This is a genomic window from Rothia gullae (assembly GCF_024294905.1).
GTDB lineage: Bacteria > Actinomycetota > Actinomycetes > Actinomycetales > Micrococcaceae > Rothia.
In genome coordinates, this window is the sequence record NZ_JANCOC010000007.1 from 25,451 (window position 1) to 45,543 (window position 20,093).

General features: G+C 60.2%; 18 protein-coding genes and 1 tRNA gene. 8 read left to right on the forward strand and 11 right to left on the reverse strand.

Features of this window, described 5'->3' with window-relative positions; translation table 11 throughout:
• Position 1 precedes the first annotated feature (1 nt).
• From NML54_RS05465 to NML54_RS05475, 3 genes are read left to right on the forward strand one after another with little or no spacing between them, the layout of a single operon-like run.
• Positions 2 to 151: a hypothetical protein gene (locus tag NML54_RS05465; protein ID WP_254756446.1), complete on the forward strand. Its 150-nt coding sequence runs from the start codon at positions 2 to 4 to the stop codon at positions 149 to 151.
• Positions 151 to 813: a sugar O-acetyltransferase gene (locus tag NML54_RS05470; protein WP_254756448.1), complete on the forward strand. Its 663-nt coding sequence runs from the start codon at positions 151 to 153 to the stop codon at positions 811 to 813. Before NML54_RS05465 ends, NML54_RS05470 begins: the two co-directional genes overlap by 1 nt.
• 33 nt (positions 814 to 846) lie before the next feature.
• Positions 847 to 1,959, forward strand: a complete 1,113-nt coding sequence (locus NML54_RS05475; protein WP_254756450.1) for a hypothetical protein — start codon at positions 847 to 849, stop codon at positions 1,957 to 1,959.
• A 158-nt stretch (positions 1,960 to 2,117) separates the two neighbouring features.
• Here the strand turns inward: NML54_RS05475 and NML54_RS05480 are convergent, their stop codons facing one another.
• The 6 genes from NML54_RS05480 to NML54_RS05505 form a co-directional block, all read right to left on the reverse strand.
• Positions 2,118 to 3,593: a dihydrolipoamide acetyltransferase family protein gene (locus tag NML54_RS05480; protein ID WP_254756452.1), complete on the reverse strand. Its 1,476-nt coding sequence runs from the start codon at positions 3,591 to 3,593 to the stop codon at positions 2,118 to 2,120.
• 99 nt (positions 3,594 to 3,692) lie between these two features.
• The gene (locus NML54_RS05485; protein ID WP_254756454.1) at positions 3,693 to 4,679 is read right to left on the reverse strand and encodes an alpha-ketoacid dehydrogenase subunit beta; all 987 of its coding nucleotides are present in this window, start codon (positions 4,677 to 4,679) and stop codon (positions 3,693 to 3,695) included.
• Positions 4,680 to 4,681: 2 nt separating this feature from the next.
• A complete protein-coding gene (locus tag NML54_RS05490; protein WP_254756456.1) occupies positions 4,682 to 5,848 on the reverse strand; it encodes a thiamine pyrophosphate-dependent enzyme in 1,167 nt (388 codons plus the stop codon).
• A gap of 402 nt (positions 5,849 to 6,250) precedes the next feature.
• Positions 6,251 to 7,378, reverse strand: a complete 1,128-nt coding sequence (locus NML54_RS05495; protein ID WP_254756458.1) for a histidinol-phosphate transaminase — start codon at positions 7,376 to 7,378, stop codon at positions 6,251 to 6,253.
• A 262-nt stretch (positions 7,379 to 7,640) separates the two neighbouring features.
• Positions 7,641 to 10,010: an extensin gene (locus NML54_RS05500; RefSeq protein WP_254756460.1), complete on the reverse strand. Its 2,370-nt coding sequence runs from the start codon at positions 10,008 to 10,010 to the stop codon at positions 7,641 to 7,643.
• 19 nt (positions 10,011 to 10,029) lie between these two features.
• The gene (locus NML54_RS05505; RefSeq protein WP_254756462.1) at positions 10,030 to 10,623 is read right to left on the reverse strand and encodes an ABC transporter substrate-binding protein; all 594 of its coding nucleotides are present in this window, start codon (positions 10,621 to 10,623) and stop codon (positions 10,030 to 10,032) included.
• Between the two features lie 291 nt (positions 10,624 to 10,914).
• On the opposite strand from NML54_RS05505, the gene purB reads away from it, so the two are divergent.
• On the forward strand, positions 10,915 to 12,348 hold the full coding sequence (purB, locus tag NML54_RS05510; RefSeq protein WP_254756464.1) for an adenylosuccinate lyase: 1,434 nt from the start codon (positions 10,915 to 10,917) through the stop codon (positions 12,346 to 12,348).
• Between the two features lie 101 nt (positions 12,349 to 12,449).
• On the opposite strand, the gene NML54_RS05515 is transcribed toward purB, so the two are convergent.
• Entirely contained in the window at positions 12,450 to 13,331 is an 882-nt protein-coding gene (locus NML54_RS05515; protein ID WP_254756466.1) for a di- and tripeptidase, read from the reverse strand.
• A gap of 271 nt (positions 13,332 to 13,602) precedes the next feature.
• Between NML54_RS05515 and NML54_RS05520 the strand changes: the two genes are divergently transcribed.
• Positions 13,603 to 14,664: an EamA family transporter gene (locus NML54_RS05520; protein WP_254756468.1), complete on the forward strand. Its 1,062-nt coding sequence runs from the start codon at positions 13,603 to 13,605 to the stop codon at positions 14,662 to 14,664.
• A 201-nt stretch (positions 14,665 to 14,865) separates the two neighbouring features.
• Positions 14,866 to 15,840 carry an EamA family transporter gene (locus NML54_RS05525; protein ID WP_254756470.1) on the forward strand — a complete coding sequence of 325 codons (975 nt, stop codon included), beginning with the start codon at positions 14,866 to 14,868 and terminating at the stop codon, positions 15,838 to 15,840.
• Between the two features lie 159 nt (positions 15,841 to 15,999).
• On the opposite strand, the gene NML54_RS05530 is transcribed toward NML54_RS05525, so the two are convergent.
• Positions 16,000 to 16,788 (reverse strand): spermidine synthase, encoded by a 789-nt coding sequence (locus NML54_RS05530; RefSeq protein WP_254756472.1) that lies wholly within the window; start codon positions 16,786 to 16,788, stop codon positions 16,000 to 16,002.
• Positions 16,788 to 17,534: a DsbA family protein gene (locus NML54_RS05535; RefSeq protein ID WP_254756474.1), complete on the reverse strand. Its 747-nt coding sequence runs from the start codon at positions 17,532 to 17,534 to the stop codon at positions 16,788 to 16,790. Before NML54_RS05535 ends, NML54_RS05530 begins: the two co-directional genes overlap by 1 nt.
• 307 nt (positions 17,535 to 17,841) lie before the next feature.
• Between NML54_RS05535 and NML54_RS05540 the strand changes: the two genes are divergently transcribed.
• Both NML54_RS05540 and NML54_RS05545 read left to right on the forward strand, forming a co-directional pair.
• Positions 17,842 to 17,916 (forward strand) — tRNA-Thr (locus tag NML54_RS05540).
• A 105-nt stretch (positions 17,917 to 18,021) separates the two neighbouring features.
• The gene (locus NML54_RS05545; RefSeq protein WP_254756476.1) at positions 18,022 to 18,288 is read left to right on the forward strand and encodes a hypothetical protein; all 267 of its coding nucleotides are present in this window, start codon (positions 18,022 to 18,024) and stop codon (positions 18,286 to 18,288) included.
• A gap of 126 nt (positions 18,289 to 18,414) precedes the next feature.
• On the opposite strand, the gene NML54_RS05550 is transcribed toward NML54_RS05545, so the two are convergent.
• Together NML54_RS05550 and NML54_RS05555 are read right to left on the reverse strand one after the other, a co-directional pair.
• On the reverse strand, positions 18,415 to 19,290 hold the full coding sequence (locus NML54_RS05550) for an HpcH/HpaI aldolase/citrate lyase family protein (protein WP_254756478.1): 876 nt from the start codon (positions 19,288 to 19,290) through the stop codon (positions 18,415 to 18,417).
• A gap of 219 nt (positions 19,291 to 19,509) precedes the next feature.
• A complete protein-coding gene (locus NML54_RS05555; protein ID WP_254756480.1) occupies positions 19,510 to 20,049 on the reverse strand; it encodes a dehydrogenase in 540 nt (179 codons plus the stop codon).
• Positions 20,050 to 20,093 lie beyond the last annotated feature (44 nt).

The window sequence follows — 20,093 nt, forward strand, 5'->3', positions numbered from 1 at the left end:
TATGAGTAAACGACAGCAAGACATCGCTGATGAGCAGTTCAAGAAGCTCCTCCGCGAAATTTCCAAACGATTCACTATCGCCGGAGGAGTCGTCATCCTGTTTGGAATGGCCATCATCGCGCTTGCTTACCTTCTGAGAGGAGCCCACTAATGCACACATCACAGCGCCCCAACGGCGACATCTTCAACCGCATGGTCTCCGGCTCCGCCTACATGCCCGACACCGAATGCACCGCGCAGACTAAGCGCATCCACGCTGCAACCGTCCTCGCCGAAGAACACTACGCACGCGGCGAGCAAGCGCAGGCAATGCACGTCTACCGTGAACACCTCGGCCACCTGGGCGAGCACTCGCACATCCGCCCCGGCGCACGCTTCGATTACGGCGTGAACACCTATATTGGTGACGGCTCCTTCTTCAACTTTGGTTGCGTCTTCCTGGACGTATGCCCGATCCGCATCGGCTCCACCGTGCTCGTCGGCAACAACGTGCAGTTCCTCACCCCCACCCACCCGCTCAACCCAGTCGACCGCGCCGCATACTGGGAAGGTGGCGAGCCCATCACCGTTGAAGACAACGTCTGGATCGGTGGTGGTGCTATCATCCTGGGCGGTGTGACCATCGGCAAGAACTCCGTGATTGGCGCGGGTACCGTCGTCACCAAGAACGTCCCAGCTAACTCCCTCGTGATCGGCAACCCCGGCCGCGTCATCCGCACCCTGGACGAGAACGAACGCCCGGCATACCCGCACACCTACTCCGCAGAAGCCCTGGAAGAAGCACGAGCCTTCTACGCTGACCGCAACCGCTAAATCGGCACCCAGGACTAGAATCCAAAGGATTTAATGAACGCACAGAACAATACCCCGCAGCAGCGCCCGGCCGCCGCGGCGTCCTCCCCCACCGAAAGTGACCTGTGGGAGGCGGCATTCTCCTCCGACGACCCCACCGTGGTTCTGACCGATGAGGACCTGAACGCCGCACGCCGCGCCCACGAAAAGGCGCACGAGGCGGCCTCTTCGGCTCAGTCCTCCGCACAGTCCTCGCAGGATGCGACCCGCCCCCTCACCGAGGCGGCTACCGCAACCCAGCCGCTCCCCTCCGCAAACAGCGCCGCTCAAAGTGCAGATTCCGGCGCTGACTTGGGCAAACCCGCTACCGATAACCTCAGCTGGCTCGACAAGCCTGCAGCTCCCAGCGCGGACAACGTACGCGGTAATGCTTCTACCGCACCCGCTACTGCGCTGACTGCGGCGGCAAGCTACGAGGTGCCCGCACCCGGCAACGCCCATGCGGCTTCGAACGCCCCGCAGGCTGCCCCCGCGGCTGATGACTACTTCGTTATCCACACCCCCGCAGGTGATGCCGCCGGCTCGGAACCCATCCTCACCGCCGCAACAGCACTGTCCATGCAGAAGAGCCGCTACTCCCGTATGCACCTGCTGCCCGGCCTGCTCGGCTGGCTAATCACCATCTCCCTCATGGACGGTGGCCTGTGGGCTATCCAGTCGTGGCTGACCCTGACCGGTCAGAGCGAGTCCATCGACTACGCCACGGTGGTCTCCCGACTCTTCAGCGGCGCATCGAACGCCGTGCCGGTCGCGGTAGCATTGAGTGTGCTCATTTTCTTCGCCTACCTGGTGGGCGGTTACGCTGCGGGACGCATGGCACGATTCGCCGGCACGAAGCAGGGCATTGCCGTGTGGCTCTGGCAGATTATGTCGCTCATCCTAGGGTCCCTGGCAACCTTCCTCGCGCCTCAGCTGTTCCAGAACGGTGTCGCGTCCCTGTCCCTGCAGAAGCTGATTGCGGGCGATTTCGCGAACGGTCTGCTCGCGGTTCTACTGGTTCTGGCGTTGAGCTTCCTCGGCGCTATCCTCGGCGGCCTATTGGGACGCCTGTACCACCGCCGCGTGGACAAGTACCCGAGCGAGCAGGTGGCACGCGAAGACGCCTAAGCTTCTAAGCATCTGCGCCTCGTTGCGATAGGGATAAAACGTGCAGAAAACCTCCGGTACCTTACGTAGGTACCGGAGGTTTTCTGTGTCTAAATATCTGTATCCTAAACGGCCTCAGCTACCCAACAATACGGCACTGACCAGCTAAAATGTTCCGCCTAGTGGTCCAGCAACAGTGCAGGCTCCTCAAGAATCGCAGCCACATCAGCCATGAAACGAGCCGACAGGTCGCCATCCACCACACGGTGATCGAAGGAGCCACCCAGGGTCGTCACCCAGCGAGGAATGACCTCACCATCAACCACCCACGGCTTCTGCTTGATCGTACCGAAGGCAACAATCGCCACCTCACCGGGGTTAATAATCGGGGTACCCGTATCAATACCCAGCGAACCGATGTTCGTAATGGTCAAGGTGCCGTTCGCCATCTCAGCGGGCTGAGTCTTACCCTCACGGGCGCGAGTGGTCAGGTTGTTCAGCGCAATAGCCAGCTCACGCAGGGACAGCTCCTGCGCGTCCTTAATGTTCGGAACCATCAGGCCGCGCGGCGTCGCCGCAGCAATACCCAGGTTCATGAAGTGCTTAATCTGAATTTCGCTATCGGTCCAGGTCGCGTTGACCTGCGGGTTACGCTCAGCAGCCCAAATGACCGCGGCGGCAAGCACCAGCAACGGAGTGACCTTCACGCCCTCAAAGTGGCGGGACTTCTTCAAGCGCTTCACGAACTCCATGGTGCGGGAGGCATCAACATCCACGAAAATCGACACGTGCGGGGCACTAAACGCCGAAGAAACCATCGCCTTCGCGGTAGCCTTACGCACGCCACGCACCGGGATGCGCTCAATGCGGTCACCGGGGGTGGCTGCAGGCTGCCAGAACGGCTGGCGGGCGCCGCTATGCTGCACATCGCTCAGGTGCGCCACATAGTTCATGAGGTCCTGCTTGGTCACCTGACCGCGCGCACCGGTAGCGGTCACGTTCGCCAGGTCAACACCCAGCTCCTTTGCGGCGAGGCGCACCGGAGGCGGCGCGAGGGTCGGACGGTGCGGAACCTGATCGGGAGCCAAAGTCGGTGTGGGAGCCGCTGCGGGCTCGGGCACCAGACGTTGCACCACCGAGTTCAGCGGGGTGTTCTCCACAAAGCGGGAGGCACGCTCAGCCAGCTCGCCCAGCAGTCCCTGGTTGCGGTTCCCCGAGTCGGCGGGGGTGTGCGCCACGGGTGCCTGAACAGCCGGTGCGACCGGTGCCGCAGGAGCCTGTGCGGGCTGGGCTACGGAGGCGGGGCGTTTGCGGGCGCGACGCTTCACAGCGTCCGCCTTGGGGCCGGAGCCGACCAGTGCGGTGCCGGACTCAGCCTCTGCCGCGGCGGGTGCCGCCGGGGTAGAGGGCGCGTTGTCGCCACCGGAGATGCTGATAATCGGGGTGCCCACCTCAACGGTTTCGCCTTCGGCAACAAGTAGCGCCTCGACGGTTCCGGCGAAGGGCGAGGGAAGTTCCACGACGCTCTTCGCGGTTTCAATTTCGACGAGGACGTCGTTGATGGCGACCTCGGTGCCGACTGCCACCTTCCAGCTGAGGATTTCTGCTTCGGTCAGGCCTTCACCCACGTCAGGGAGCGGGAAAATCTGGGACATTTTTACCTCTCACTAGGGCATATACCCTATACGGAATATTCTGTGCGGGCTCGCAACCCGCCATAGCGCAACACGCTGATACGTCAGATCAGGGAATGCCTAGTAGTCAAAAACACGGTCAACTGCCTCAAGAATACGGTCAATATCGGGCACGTACTCTTCCTCAACGCGGGACACCGGGTACGGCATGTAGTAGCCGCCCACGCGAATCACCGGCGCCTGCAGGCTATAGAAGCAACGCTCCGTAATCGCCGCAGCCAACTCACCGCCCATACCACCGAAGGTCGGCGCCTCGTGCGCGACAATCAGGCGGCCAGTCTTCGCCACCGAAGCGGCAACGGTCGACACGTCCAGCGGCGAAATCGAGCGCAGGTCAATGACCTCAATCGAACGGCCATCCTCCACGGCAGCCTCTGCCGCAGCCAGAGCAACCGGCACCAGCGGACCGTACGCAACAATGGTCGCATCCATACCCTCACGCACCACCTGGGCGCTAAACGGGTCAAAGGAAGTGTCGCTAAAGTCTACTTCACCCTTGAGCCAGTAGCGGCGCTTCGGCTCAAAAATAATGACCGGGTCGGGGCACTCAATCGCCTTGCGGGTCATCCAGTACGCCTCGTGCGGGGTCGAGGGGGTCACAATACGCAGACCCGCAGTGTGGGCGAACAGCGCCTCCGGGGACTCGGAGTGGTGCTCCACCGAACCAATCACGCCACCGTACGGAATGCGGATAGTCACCGGCACCGTGTACTGCTTGTCGGTGCGGTTGTGAATCTTCGCCAGCTGGCTCGTGATCTGGTTGTAGGCGGGGAACACGAAGCCGTCGAACTGAATCTCCGGCACGGGGCGGTATCCACGCAGCGCCATACCGATGGAGGTGCCGATAATGCCGGACTCACCCAGGGGTGCATCCATGACGCGACGGTTGCCGAAGCGCGCCTGCAGGCCCTCGGTCACACGGTACACGCCGCCGAGCTTGCCGATATCCTCACCGAGCATGACGACGGTGCGGTCGGCTTCCATGGCGTCTTCCAGGCCGCGGGTAATCGCCTTGGCGAGGGTCAAACGTTCAATTTTCTCGCTCATGCTTACTCCTCTTCAAAGCCTGCAACGTAGTTACGGTAGAACTCGCGCTCGTCTTCCACCTGCTGGTGTTCCTGCACGTAGACGCGGTCGAAGAAACGCTCAAAGTCGGCAACCTCGGAGTTCAGCACTGCCTCACGCACGCCGTTCGCGACCTGCTGCGCGGATTCTGCAACCTCTTCAAAGAAGGCATCGTCGGCGTAGCCCTGCTCGCGCAGGTGCTTCTCCAGGCGCAACATGGGGTCGCGGCGCAGGGGACCTTCCAGGTCGGCATCGGTGCGGTACTTGGTGGGGTCGTCCGCGGTGGTGTGCGGGCCGAGGCGGTAGGTCTCAGCTTCAATCAGCACGGGGCCTTCACCGGCGCGGATCTTCTCCATGGCGTAGCGGGTTGCGGCGAGCACGGCGAGAACATCGTTGCCATCCACGCGAATACCCTCGAAGCCGTAGCCTGCGGCGCGGGTGGACACCGGCACGCGGGACTGCACCTCGAAAGGCACCGAGATAGCCCAGCGGTTATTCTGCACAAAGAAGAGCACCGGCGCATTATAGGAGGCGGCGAAAACCATGGACTCGTGTGCGTCACCCTCGGTGGAGGAGCCATCACCGAAGTAGACCGCCACGGCGGGCTTCTGGGTGTCCTCGGCGGGGTCGGTCGCCTGGCCCTGACCGGTGCGGCGGGTGCCGGTTTCAGCCTCGATGTCGGCGTCGAAGTTCAGACCCATGGCGTAGCCGACTGCGTGCAGGGTCTGGGCGGCAAGCACCTTGGTGTAGGTGTGGAAGTTGTGTGCCTTCATGTCCCAGCCGTGGGTGGTGGAGCCGCGGAAGATGGTGATCAGGTCGCGGAAGTCCACGCCACGCGTCAGGGCGACGGCGTGCTCACGGTAGGAGGGGAAGATGTAGTCGTTGGGTGCGTAGGCGAGTGCGGAGCCGACCTGTGCGGCTTCCTGGCCTCGGCTGGGTACCCAGAGGGCGAGCTGACCCTGGCGCTGCAGGGCGGTTGCCTCGTCGTCGAATCGGCGGGTGGTGTACATGAGGCGGTATGCCTCGCGCAGGGTGTCTGCATTGACGTCTTCGATGTACCGGCTGTAGGTGGGGTGTTCATGTACGGCGCCGTTTTCATCCATGAGCTGGATGAGTTCGGGCACTCCGGGGTACTTGTCGTTCTCGTGCATCTAACCTCCACACGTGACGAGGGCTTGGCCCTCAGCGACTTGGGTTTTAGTCTCAACTTTCACCTGATGGTGCAGGGTTTGAGGTGTTCCGGCAAGCCTGTGAGGGTCTGGGCATATATAGTTACCAGTCTACTCTTTTCGGCTTTATCTCGCGGCAGTTACGCTGATAACGCAGTGCATTATGCCCTGTCATTCACTATTTGAACATCATTAAATTAAACCTCCTATATATTCTTTTTCGAGAATATATAGGAGGTTTAATTTAACTATTGAGAGCTTTTTCGGGCCATCATTTTTCCCACTCGAGAACCATTTGAAAAGCTCAAACAAACCTCGACAAGGGAAAATAGTACATTGTTCAATTAGGGTCGAATGGGTACCCCCGCCCCTTCACAATACGCTCTAGAGCCCCTTCGCGAAGACCTCACAGAGCGAGAGGAAACGGTCATTCGCCTCCACCTCACCAATGCTCACGCGAACACCCTCGGTACCAAACACACGCACCGACAGCGCATGCTCATACATCAGCTGCACAAACTCACCCGTGCGCTCCCCCAGGGGCAGCCACACAAAGTTCGCGTAAGTGCTCGGGAAATCGTAGCCCAGCTCCCGCAGTCGAGCGGTCACGCGCTCACGCTCAGCAACCAGGTGGCTCACACGCTCCATGACCGCATCCTCATGCTCAATGGAGGCGATAGCCGCCGCCTCAGCCAGCGCCGTCACGGCGAACGGGGTTGCCGCCACGCGCAGGTGCTGCGTAATCTGCGGGTGCGAAATCGAGTAGCCCACGCGCAGACCCGCCAGGCCCTGCGCCTTGGAGAAGGTGCGCAGAATAATGACGTTCTCGTAGTCGCGGTAGATGTCCATGCCGTTCAGCGGGGCTTCTTCACTGTCCGGCACGGTGGAGGCGGCGCAGAACTCGAAGTACGCCTCATCAATGACCACGGGGATGTCGGCGGGCACCTTCTCCAGGAACGCACGGATCTGGCGTTCGGTGACGGCGGGGCCGGTCGGGTTGTTGGGGGTGCAGACCAGGATCAGGCGGGTGCGGTCGGTGATGGCTGCCGCCATAGCGTCCAGGTCGTGTGAGCCGTCGGGCAGGTTCGGCACCTGCACGCTGCGAGCGCCCATAATACCGACGAGGATCGGGTATGCCTCGAAGGAGCGCCAGGCGTAAATGACTTCGTCCTGCACGCCATCGGTGTTTACACCGGCGAAGGTTTTGAGGATTTGGTTGAGCGCGCCGAGGCTTCCGGCACCGGTGACGATGTCGTCAGCCTCCACGCCGAGCCGTGCGGAGAGCTTGTGGCGCAGGGCGGTGGAGAGGGGATCGGGGTAGCGGTGCGCGGTCGCAAATTCTGCGAGGACGCGCGCCACCTCGGGTACGGGGCCCAGCGGGTTCTCATTCGAGGAGAGCTTGTACTGGGTGAGGCCTTCGACGGGTGCGGGCGGCTTGCCTGCCGCGTAGCTGGGCAGGGTGTTGAAGACGGGGCGGACCGGGATGTTGGTGTGTTCAGCTGACTGGCTCATGGTTCCAGTATGTGCCTGCGGGCGGCTCGGAGGCTAATGCTTCTCACCTGGAGAGCAGGTCGCGAGCAAGCTGTAGCTGTGCAGGCAACAGATACTGGCCGCGAGCGCTGTACGCAAAGGCTGTATATAAAAGCTGTACGCAAAGATGGAGGGGCGCCGCCGGGGTTGGTTCCGGTGGTGCCCCTCCTTTTCTCTTCTCTACTCTACTCGTCCCCTCCACCCTCCACCGAGTCCTTAAGATTGGTGCTTTTAGACTCGGTGTTTAGACCATTAGGGGTTCCCGCTCCTCGATGGGAGTCAGGTCCTCGGGAGGGCCTGGGGCGCGGAACCCGGGATCGATGTTCTCGGGTGGAGTTGGTGCGAGGAACCCGGGGTCAATGCTCTTAGGTGGGAGCATGGGTGCAGGCTTCAGATTCGGCAGGGTAGGAATGAGCGACTCACTGCCGTCGTAGTCTCCGCCTTGCCCGGGTCCGAAGGTTGGAGGATTCTTGAGCGCGGAACCAGCTGTAGGAAGCTGCAGCTGATCGATGATTGGCTGAGTAACAGCCTTTTCGATGTGCGTATGTAGATCTGCCGGTTTGGGCAGAATGTCCGGCGGGATCAGACTTGCAGGGGGTAGCTGCCCCTCTGCCTCGATTCGAGCGGGCATCTTGATGGGGGCAGGCTCGGGGCGGCTCAGGTCGCCCGGCATATTGATGGCGGGCGGCAGATACTGCGGGTTGTATCCCTGCAGGAGGGGCACCTTGGGCATCTGCGGCACAGGGGTTTCGGGCCAAGCAGGCTTCGGGTTCTGAGGCTTTTCCTGCGGAGTCGGCTCGGGGTGAGGGAGGGTCTTTTGGACGCCCTCGATGACGGCGGGGATTTGCTTAGCATCCGCCCAGGCGGATTCTCCAGCTTCTCGCTGAAGACCCTCGGCCTTCTGCTTGGCAATCTCCATGCCCTGCTGGATGTCTGAGACGGTGTCTTCGATGCCACGCTTTGCTTGCCCCAGACGCCCGCCTGTCTTCTCATCAGCGAACTCAGCTATACCCAAGGCACCAGGCACCGTTCCTGATACAAGGGCTGCCGCGCCGTAGCCCTCGGCACGTCTGATAGTTATGTCCACTCGTACAGCGGGAGGCAGACCATCCGGCAGGCTTGAGGCTGAGGTTACCTTCTGTTCCCCCAGCGCGTACTCTTTACCGTCCATTGCGGCACGCATACCGCCAAATACCGCTCCACTATATCCTTCGCGTTCTAGGGTTTCTCGATATTTTCCTCCATCATGTTCAGGATTCTGGACGGTAATTGCTGTATCACGGTCGTCAGGATGCCATCCATCTTCTCGCCATGCAGAGTCAGGAACCCAGTCTCCTTCTCCTTCCACGTAGTCCACAGCAAAATCACGGCGTTTGGCGGGCAAGCCTCGTAGCGGAGCCCCTTGGGCGTAGATACCCACAATGTTGATTTCTCTGGCGACTTCAGTACTATTCGCCATGTTGTAGGCAATCATGCCTCCCTGGCTAAAGCCTTCCAAGTACACTCGGGCGCCCTGAGGCGCGCCGGCATCGCGGAGGGCTTGCAAAACCATCTGATAGGCGGGGTTTTCCAGGGTATCTTTGCCCAATGCTTCGCGTTCGGCACCAGGGACATCTATGATGGATCCGCCCCAGGAGTTAAAGTTGGTACCCGGAACGCTCACCACATACAGGGCATGGGCGGGGTCGCCTTCGTGCCCTGCTTCGTACATGACGGTGACGAGCACGGCACTACGTTCAGCGGTCGAGGGGTTTTGCCGGGAACGCTCAAATTCCTGATCCTGTGCCTTAGCAGCCGCAAGAAGACGATCTGAGCTGGCACCTGCTGAAAGCTGGCTTTTCTCACCACGATGCGTAGCAATACCGTATGCATCGGCGGAAGCGGTCCGAATATTATGAGCCTTAGTGCCAAGATAGGTATCGATTCCAGATTTGACGATACTGAAGATACTAAATAAGCCACCTCCCAGTGCCTTTCGAGCAAGTCCTCGCGGAATGCCAAACATGTCTGCAACGCGGTCAATTGTTCGCTGGCGCGCAATTTCGGGATTCCACTTGGCATCCATGTAGGCGGTGAAGCCGAAAAGAATACCCGCCACGAGAGGCGAATACGGCAGCGTCCGAGAGGCCGAGAAGTACCCAAACTCGGGAATGGTGAGCTTGATGAGGTATTCAGCTTCGCCGGGTTCTCCAGCGATGAGGCCGCGGAAGTGATCTCGGGTGCTGCGTCCGTCGGGTAGCTTGCCGTCCTTTGCCATGCCCATGGAGTCGAACCAGCCTGCGACGGTGCTTTCAACCTGCAGGTAGGAGCTGTGGGCTGCACGGACGGCGACTGCGGTGGCGCCAAACTTTAGTGCGCTTCCGCCGAGGTCTGCGGCAAGGACGGCGCAAATAGCGGCAGCCTGCTGGGCGCGTCCGTTGATGCCGAGGAAGAGACGAGTTTCAGCGGCGATACCGAGAATGGGCATGGTACGGTCGGCGCAGGTGCGGCTGACGGTGTCGAGCCCGTCGGCGATGGCGGGCATTTCTTCAAGCTCAACGCTGATGGTGCCTGCGGTGGGCCCCGCGGAGTTGCTGAGGTCGCCGCTGGGCGCAACGGTGGGTCCGGTAATCATGGTGTCTCCTGGGGTGAGGTTAGTGGGTTCGGATGAGCGAGCTCAACCCGTCGGGCAGGTTCACGTGCATGAGTGAATCGAGCGTTGACTGGGCTTTTTGCACGCCTGAGCGGGCGATGATTTCGCCGGGGTTGAGTTTTTCGAGGGCGTCGGCGGCACCGTCGGCGAGTTTGCCGAGTAGGTTATCTACGGCGGAGGCGGAGGCTTTGATTGCCTGCGCTTTGGCGGTGAGGTCGTTAGCGAGTTCTTCACCGGCGGCGGCGATCATGGCGGCGGTGCCTTCGGCTTGTTCGGCTTGGTTGCGGACTTTTTCGCGGTGTTCTTCGAGCTGTCGCCGGTAGGCGCGTCCGGCTTCGGATGCCCAGCGGTCGCCGTTGAGCTCGTTGGCGCGTTGGTGTGCGGTGTGGATTTCTTGGGCTTCGGTGCGCATCCTGTGGGCGAGTTCTGCGCCTTTGGCGCGGGCGAGGGCGGCGGCGGCCATGAGCTGCTTGGCGAGGGCGTAGCCGGCGGCGGTGCCGATGCCCATGTGTCCTGCTGCGCGGAGGATATCGGTTGGTTCGATGCGGGGCAGCTGGGGTGCGGGAGATGGTGCGGTATCGACGATCGTGTTCACGGGGCGTCCTTTCGGTGGTTGGACTGGTTGTTTGTGCGCCTGTTTCTGTCCTGTGTTTGGGTTTGTTTTAGGCTAAATCTGCCGCGGTAACCGTGCAGGCTGAGTACGCCAACCTGTGGATAACTCAGGCTTGTTTCGAAAAATTCGCACGTTTTGACCTCCCAAGATTTGAAAAACACCCCTTCCGCAGCACCTCGTTTTGTCATATTTCTGTAACTAACCGAACCACCCGTCACGTCCATATACTCTTCCCGCCTCTTTTTTTCGGCGAATTCATGCAAAAATAGAGTTATGTCTCACACCAATAACACCTTCTTGCCTTCTGGCCGTATTGACCTGGGCACCGGCGAACTTGCGCTGGGCCCCCTGGACGGACGCTACGCATCCGCCACCGCACCCCTGACCAACTACCTTTCTGAGGCGGCGCTGAACCGCGACCGCATTCACGTTGAGGTTGAGTGGTTCATATACCTGTGCGAGCATTCGATTCTTCCGGGCCTGTCCCCGCTCACCGGTGAGCAGAAGAACGGTCTGCGCGCGATTGTCACCGATTTTGATGCTGATTCTGTGGCGGAGCTGGCTGAGATTGAGGCTGTCACCGTTCACGATGTGAAGGCGGTCGAGTACTACATTGGTCGCCGCCTGGAGGACCTGGGCCTGGGTCACCTGGTGCCGCTGGTTCACTTCGGTTGCACTTCTGAGGACATTAACAACCTCTCCTACGCGCTGGGTATCAAGGACGCCGTTGAGAACGTGTGGATCCCTGCCGCGGAGGAGCTGATTGAGGTTCTGCTGAAGCTGGCTGAGGAAGGCCGCGACGTGCCGATGCTGTGCCGCACTCACGGTCAGCCTGCAACTCCCTCTACCCTGGGTAAGGAGTTGGGTGTTCTCGCCTACCGCCTGAAGCGTCAGGTGAAGCACGCTGCTGCTACCGAGTTCCTGGGCAAGATTAATGGTGCAACCGGCACTTACGCCGCGCACTATGCGTCGGTGCCGAGCGCTGATTGGCAGGCTGTTTCTCGTGGTTTTGTGGAGCACCTGGGCCTGACTTGGAACCCGCTGACCACTCAGATTGAGTCGCACGACTGGCAGGCTGAGCTGTACTCGGATATCGCTCATTTCAACCGCGTGCTGCACAACCTCTGCACCGATGTATGGAGCTATATTTCGATTGGTTTCTTCCGTCAGATTCCGGTGGCTGGTGCGACCGGTTCATCGACTATGCCGCACAAGGTGAACCCGATTCGCTTTGAGAATGCGGAAGCAAACCTGGAGCTGTCCAACGCTCTGCTAGATTCGCTGGGTTCGACCCTGGTGACTTCTCGTTGGCAGCGTGACCTGACTGACTCGTCGGCGCAGCGCAATATTGGTGTGGCGTTTGGTCACTCGGTGCTGGCTATCTCCAATGTGGTGAAGGGTCTTGAGCGTCTAGATATTGCGACCGAGGTTATTTCCGCTGATCTGGATGCAAACTGGGAGGTTCTGGCTGAGGCAATCCAGATGGTGATGCGCGCTGAGGCTATCGCGGGTGTTCCCGGTATGGAGAACCCGTATGAGCGTTTGAAGGATTTGACTCGCGGTCACCGCGTGGATGCTGCTCGTCTGAAGGAGTTTGTGGCTACTCTGGGCCTTTCCCCCGAGGCTGAGGCGCGTCTGTCGGCTCTGACTCCGCACACCTACAACGGTATTGCAGCTCAGCTGTTGGATCACGCGAAGAACGCTTAGTTCGTAGCAAAGGATTAAAACCAGAAGACCCCGGTTCCCTTAGGGAGCTGGGGTCTTTAGTATGTTGGGTCTTTGCTATGTTCTGTTAGCTGGCGAGGATTTTAGCGGCCGATCATGCGGTGGTGACCGGTTTCGGTGTCGTTGCCCTTGCCGCGGGTGAAGACCTTGCCTGCCGCCTTACCTGCGTCCTTGACGCCCTTAAGCAGGGAACCAGCCAAGCCGAAAGGGCCTTCCGAACCTTCGCCGCCCTGTACGCGCGGTGCACGCGGGGTAATCATGAGCTCTGCGGGGAAGTAGGCGGGTGCGTCCCCGAAGGCTCGGCGGGTGTTGCGCACAACGTCCTTTCCGAGGGTCAGGTTTACGCCGCCGCCAACGACTGCGCCTACGCCGAAGGGTAGGGCACGGCCGAGCAGTGCGCCGGTCTGGCGGGTGAGGAATCGGCGGATGAACAGGTTGCGGATGGTGCGTTCAACGCTGAACATCTTGCCGCTGGAGGAGTTGCCGAGCAGCATGCCCCACTTGTTGGAGACGCCGCCTGCCTTGCCGGTCTGCAGTAGCACGGTGTTCATGAGCTGGGAGCCTTCTTCGCCGAGCATGATTGCCATGACCATGGAGCGGGCGGTTTCGGCGGTGTGTACGTGCACGCCGTGCAGTTCTGCGACTGCCTGGGCGTAGAGTGCGGTGCGTTCGAGGTAGCCGCCGACTGCGAGGGCGGACAGGCTCATGGAGGTGACGGTGCCGACGCCGGGCACGAATGCGGATGCGCCGGTGACACCGCCGATGGCGGTGATGTCGCGCAGGTAGGTGCGGTCAAGGCGCTTGTGGATTTGTTCGGGGGTTTCGTCGGGGTGCGCTTCACGGAGTTTTTTGACGATGGACAGAGCGAGCGGTCGTTGCATGCGCAGTACATTGTCGAGGGTGGTGGTTAGCGCGGGACGGGGGTTGCCGTCTTCATCGAATAGAGACTTCTTCGGGTCAAGCATGCTCTCAGTAAATCATGGCTTGGTGAATATTTCCTGAATATGGGGGTTTCGTCGGGGTGTGGAGGTGAAATTTCACCGAGGGCGTGTGGTTTTTTGACCGCCTGTTAAGGTGTTTTAGTCTTTATTTGCGCCGGATTTTAAAGCGCGTAAAATTGTCGTAGATTACACACTATTCATTGTTTGCATAGTGCGTGACCTGTTTCACGATGATTCGGGTTGCGTCTGATAACAGATAGCGGCTGACACCTCTTCTGGACTAATAAGGATTGCTATGACTTCTTCCACCCATACGCCCAATGCTGCGCGTTCCCCCGTCATGACTCAGGGGTTGGGTGTTGCGTACGCGACCGGCGCGATTATTTCGGCGCAGTTCGGTGCGGCTCTTGCTAAGCAGCTGATGGGCGATTTGGGCCCCTGGGGCGTGGTGACTCTGCGCCTGCTGACCTCCACCATTTTGATGTGGGTGTTTTTCCGCCCGCAGATTCGTTCGTGGACTCGTGCGCAGTGGCTGACTGTTGTTGTCATGGGTATTGCGCTGACCGGCGCGAATGCGTTCTTCTATGTGGCGATTGAGCAGGTTCCGCTGGCGATTGCGGTGGCTATTGAGTTCATGGGTCCGCTGGTGCTGGCGACGGTTATGTCGCGCCGCAAACTGGATCTGGTGTGGATTGCGCTGTCCTTTACGGGTATGGCGATTTTGACCGCTGAGTCGCAGGCGAAGCCGGAGGATTTCGCCCTGGTGGGTGTGTTCTTTGCGGTGCTGACCGCTATTTCTCGTGCCGCCTATATTCTGGCGACTGAGAAGGTGGGCGCACTCATCCCGGGTATGGGTGGCATGGTCATGGGTAACGCTGTTTCGACCCTGTTGGTTCTGCCGTTCCCGTTTATTCTGAGTGGCAATAACCTGTTGAAGGTCACCCAGGATGTGAACCTGCTGGCTATTGGTTGCCTGATGGGTCTGCTGGCTTCTGCTCTGCCGGCTCTGGGTGAGGTTTCTTCGCTGCGTCTGCTGCCCGCGCATATTTATAGCGTGGTGCTGTCCTTGGAACCTGCGATTGCGGCGGCTGTGGGTATTGTGATGCTTGGTGAAGCTACCGGCCTGGTTCGTTGGGCTGCTATTGCTCTGCTGGTGGCTGCGAGTATCGGCATTTCGATTTCTCACGCTCGTGCGCAGAAGCGAGCGCAGGAGGAGGGCACTATGGAGGATCCCGATCGCTACCTGCCCGGCGCGGTGGATGCCCACGCAGTTGATATTGCGCATATGGCGACTAGCTCCATTACGATTCCTTCTGCCGCTCAGATTAAGGCTGACCGTGAGGCGAAGGGCCTCTAACCTGCTGTGATTTTGAGCGTGTCGACGGCTTCTAGCACCCCCGGGTAACGAGTAGGATAGTTTCTCGTGTTGCCCGGGGGCGCACTCTTTAACTGCCCTTAACTGCACTGGTCAGGTTCTTGCCCCCCCGCCCGAGTCGATTCGTCACCTGTACACCTTGAGAGATGCACCGCCTCCTTGTGAGGAGCAGAAAGGAGAATCATGCCGCATACTTCATCTCAACGTCCCGCACTGGGCATTATGTTTGTGCTGATATCCTGCTCATCGCTGCAGTTCGGTGCTGCGTTTGCGGTGACGCTCTTCCCGCTGTTTGGTACTCTAGCTATTAGTGTCAGCCGTCTGGCGATTGCTTCCATTGTGGTGGGTAGTGCCGTGTGGTTGGCGGCGCGTTGGCGTACCCGCCGCGGCGGCGAAATGCCGCCTGGTGCGTTGTCGTGGTCGAAGGAGCAGTGGCGTGCCGTCATCATTTTCGGTATGACTTTCGGTCTGATGAACGGCTTCTTCTATTGCGCGATTGACCGCATCCCGATTGGTTTGGCGGTTGCGGTGGAGTTCTTGGGCCCACTGGCGTTGGCGTCCATGCTCACTCGCAGGCTCCGCGACGCGGTGTGGGTGCTCTGCGCCCTGGCGGGCATGCTGGTGCTCGGCTATGAGGCGGCGGTTGGTAAGGATACCGATTACCTGGGTCTGACGTTCGCGTTGATTGCTGGCGTGTTCTGGGCGTTGTATATTCGCTCTAGCGCGAAGGTGGGTGCCCTGGTTCCGGGTGCGAGCGGCCTGGCGGTGGCGATGCTTGTTGGTGCTGCGTTTATTGCCCCGGTGGCGGCGGTTGTTCCGGCGCCTCAGCCGATTTGGAATGCGGCGCAGGATCCGATACTGCTCCTCATGATTTTTGGTACCGCCATATTCGCTTCGGTGATTCCCTATAGCGCGGAGCTGATGGCTCTGCGTAACCTGCCGGAGCGTGTATTTAGTGTGCTGATGAGCTTGGAGCCCGCTATTGCGGCGATTGCCGGTTGGGCGCTGCTCAATCAGGAGACCGGTCCGATTCGTTGGGTGGCGATTTTCCTGCTGATGACCGCGAGTGTGGGTATTACGCTGACCACCACGAAAGGTGGTTCTCCCCAGCCGAAGGATGCTGGCAAAGACCCCGTCCCCATGCCGCTACCCGAGTAAAGCCAAAGTCCCGAGTAAAGCCAAAGTCCCGAGTAAAAATCCAAATTCTGCCGGCGTACGGCGCGCGACATATAGAAAACCCTTATAGAAAACCCATAGAGAAAACCGTTGAGGCGGGTACCGGCTAGGTACCCGCCTCAACGGTTTTGTACGTCAGGTTTAGCTCTCAGTCAGCTCTTCTAGCAGATTGAGCAGCTCATCGGTGGTGAGCACCTCCGCCGGATGCGGGCCCAGGGCGTACAGCCAGTCCTGGGTGTCCTCATCCAGCTCACGGGCGGTACCAACCAGCACGAGGTTGCCTTCATTCTGCCCGCTAATCATGGAACTTTCGCACAGGCACCACACGTGGTCGAAGACTTCCAGCATGGCGGCTGCCTGCAACTGGAAGAAGGGCAGACCCGCGTCGTCACCCACGTTGATGGCGACCATGCCGCGATCGTTCAGGGCGTCCTTGAGTTCGCGGTAGAAGTCTCGGTTCGCCAGGTGGGCGGGTGCATCCATGCCGGTGAAGATGTCGAGAATGATCGCGTCGAAGCCGGGCACGCCTAGCAGTTCAGGCAGGTTCGCCAGCTGTTCGCGGGCGTCACCGACCACCAACTGGCAGTTGGTTCCGGCAGGTAGCGGCAGGCGGTCTGTTACAAAGCCTATGAGCTCAGGCTCAATATCTACGGCAACCTGGCGGGAGCCGGGGCGGGTCGCCTGAATGTAGCGCACGAGGGTGAGTGCACCGGCGCCCAGGTGTGCGGCGGTGATGGGTTCGCCGGCGGGCGCGAGCGCATCCACCGTGTTTGCGATGCGGCGCAGGTACTCGTAGAACACGTAGTCGGGGTTCTGCACATCCACATGGGACTGCTCGGCGCCACCAATTTCGAGGACGTGGCCGTGGTCGCTGAACCCATCGGGATGAATTTCGGCGCGCTGACCGCTGGAAAGCTGAATGGGCGCCACTACTTCACGCCAGCTTCACGCTTGAAGGTGCTGACCAGGTCGTCCACCGAGGAGGACGAATCCAGGCCGTCAATGACCTTGTTGTTCACGACGAAGGTGGGGGTGCCCTTCACACCGATCTTCACGGCGTGCTCGTAGTCGCGCTGAACGGGCTTGACGGTGTTGGAGTCGAGTAGAGCCTTGTCGAATTCTTCGACGTTCAGGCCCAGTTCCTTGGCATAGTCGTTGAAGATGGTGCGTAGCTTAGAGCGCTCTTGGATGTTCTTCCAGTCGTTCTGGGCGGCGAAGAGCTTGTTCGCCATTTCAACGTGCTTACCCTGAGCTGCTGCAGCTTCTACAGCGAGGGCGGCGGGTACGGCGTTGGCGTGCATGTTCAGCGGCATGTGGCGCACGGTCACGTTCATGATGCCGTCAAGCTTCTTGGCGGCTTCTTCGAACTTGGGTTCTGCCTTGGCGCAGTAGGGGCACTGGTAGTCGGTGTACAGGGTTGCGGTACCTGCGCCGGGTACTTCGCGGTTGAGGCGGTAGCCGACGTAGCCGTCATCGGCGGTTGCCGAAGCCGAAGGGTCCGCGGATGCCGAAGCGCTCGCGGTAGCACTTGCGGATGCGCTTGCCGAGGTAGCGACGGTGCTTGCAGATGCCGATGCGGAGGGCTGGGAGGAGCTGGAACCGCACGCGCTCAGTCCCAGGGCGGCGGCGGGCACTACGCCCAGCAGCAGGGTGCGGCGGTTGAGGGGTGAAGTCATGGTGGTTCCTCTCTCTACGGGTGGTGGGCTGATCTGTGGTTGATACGTCTGTGGTTGATGTGCGCTGTGAGGTGCTGCCAGCCACCGTGGGTACAGGGTTTATTGTATGCCTCTGCCCTGAACTTTCCCTATCTTCGGGCGGGTGTGCGGGGTGAATGCAGCGCACCCCATAGGCGCTCTGTCGCCTACTCCCAGTTGCGGGGCCGGTATTGAAAGTAATTAGCCTCTCCCCCGCCTTTTTGGTACTATTGCGGGGTATGCACTGTTCGTTGGTTGCTCTAGGGTAGCTGCGAATGATTGCGTATATGCCTCTATAGCTCAGGGGTAGAGCATTTCCCTCGTAAAGAAAAGGTCGTGGGTTCGAATCCCACTGGGGGCTCCACATCCGCCGTAACGCGTGCCGGTTTCCGGTGTGTTGCGGCGGTTTTTAGCATCTGAGAGTTGTCGTTTTCTCGAAGATGTCACCGTCGAACTTTAGGAGATTCTCATGTCTTCTCGATCCGCATCCGCTAAGCGCCAGAGGGGCCGTGCGCAGGCAGGCCGCGCCTCCGCGGGTTCTTCACGCCCGATGAGCCCCACGATGCGTTTTGCGCTGGTATACGTGCTGGCGCTGGTTGTTTCTTTGGTGGTGTGGTTCTTCTACCGTTCCGTGTATGAGGATGACACCTCGTTCCTGGTGCCGATTGTGATTTCTTTAGCGACTTCGTACGTGTGCGCTCATGCGCTGACGGGCGGAAAGTCGCCCCGCAACTAGGCCGCCGACCGTCAGCCTGCCAGGCTATAGCATCATGAGGTTTCAGGCAGACAAAAGCCGCGCATCCGATTCCCTGTTCAGAGGTTGGATGCGCTGCTTTTTGCGCGTGTACTTTACGTCAGCACCTTACTTGGAGGCACGCTGGAAGTCGCTATCGGTCTTGCCCCACAGGCCATAAACCTTGGCGAGTTCCTTAACCTTCTTTGCACGCAGGTAACGCGGCAGATAGGAGCCGTCGCGGGGGCCGTCGAGGGGCACGTCGAGCATCTGGTGTGCTTCTTCGATTTCCATCTCGCTCGGGGAGAATGCTGCGTTAATGGTCTCGGCCTGGCGGATGTCGAGGGTGATCTTACCGGTCATGCCGTGATCGTTCGCGTAGCCGCATGCCTTGGAGAGGTCGGCACCGTATGCGCCGAGGGTCGGGCCGTCGATGGGGCCGGGCAGACCACCCAGGGTGGAGGCGATGACCAGCTGTGAACGCACGTAGGCGAGCGCCATGGGGGTTGCGGAGGAGCCGGTGTCGCGGCGGTAGTCGCCTGCGCCGAATGCGAGGCGGAAAGTGCCCATGGCGCGCGCAATTTCGACGGAGTGGTGCACGCCGAGTGCGGACTCGATTAGCGCGATGATGGGGGTTCCGGGGGGCAGCTCGGCTGCGGTGCGGTCAATGTCGGTGGCGTGCTCTGCGGTGGCGAGCATGACGCCTCGCAGGCCCTTCACGTTCCTGAGGGCCTTGACGTCCTTCCACCAGTGTTCGGTGGTGATGGCGTTGATTCGCACCCATGCGACGACGCCGGAGTTGAGCATACGGACGACCTGTTCGCGGGCTGCGTCCTTCTCTTCAGCGGGGCAGCCGTCTTCGAGGTCGATGATGATGGAGTCAGCCTCGGATTCGAAGGCCTCTTCAAACACTTCTTCGGAGGAATTGGCGCGCACGAGGAGCCAGGAGCGTGAGAGGCTGGGGCGTAGCTGACGCGCACGCTCATTGCGGTGGAATTCAAACATGGTGTGTGACTTCTTCCGTGAATTGTATATGCATTGGGTTGTGCCGTAGAGGGGCAGGAAAAAGCCTGCGGTTATTCCGCGCGTACCATCGCATTATGTCGCCACCTCCATTGTGACGTAACCGCATAATAAGTGTCCTACACCTCTTCTTTAAGCGTATCGCCTGTTGAGGTGCACATCAAACTAACTCGCCTATTGACCGCGATTTATGCCCCTGTGTTATGCCTCAACCAGTTGGGTGCGGCCCACGGGAATTCCATTGTCAAAGGTCAGCTCGCCGGCGGCTTCCTTCTGGGCGCGCTGAATCAGACGTTCGGCATCCTCAATATGCTGGATGACGGTTTCTACGCGACGGTGTACGCTTACCTGGCGGTCGCATCCAGTGGCGCAGTCGCCGAAGCAGCGTGCCATGGCGAGCGCTTCGGCGCAGAGTGCCACGGCGTTACCCGCTTTGGAGAGGGCGCGGTTCAGGTCGGAGTAGGTGCCGAACGGGGAGGCGGGAATATCGCCGTCGCTGGGGGCGAGGCGGTGCGCTTCCATAGCGACCGCACGCACGCGCGGGATGAGGTCGGCAAGCGCGTTTGCGTCCGGCACGATGAGCTCAATCATGGAGGTGGACGAATCGGTTGCCGCTAGGCGTTCGAGGACCTGGTGGAAGCGGTCAATGCCGCGAATGAACCGGTCGTGGGATCGGCGCCAGATGCCTTTGCCGAGTTCGGCGTCGTCGCGGCGGGATTGCAGGTAGCTTTTAAGTCCCATATGTCCTCCTCTGCGTGGTGTGTGTGCCGTGTTTATTGGTCGGT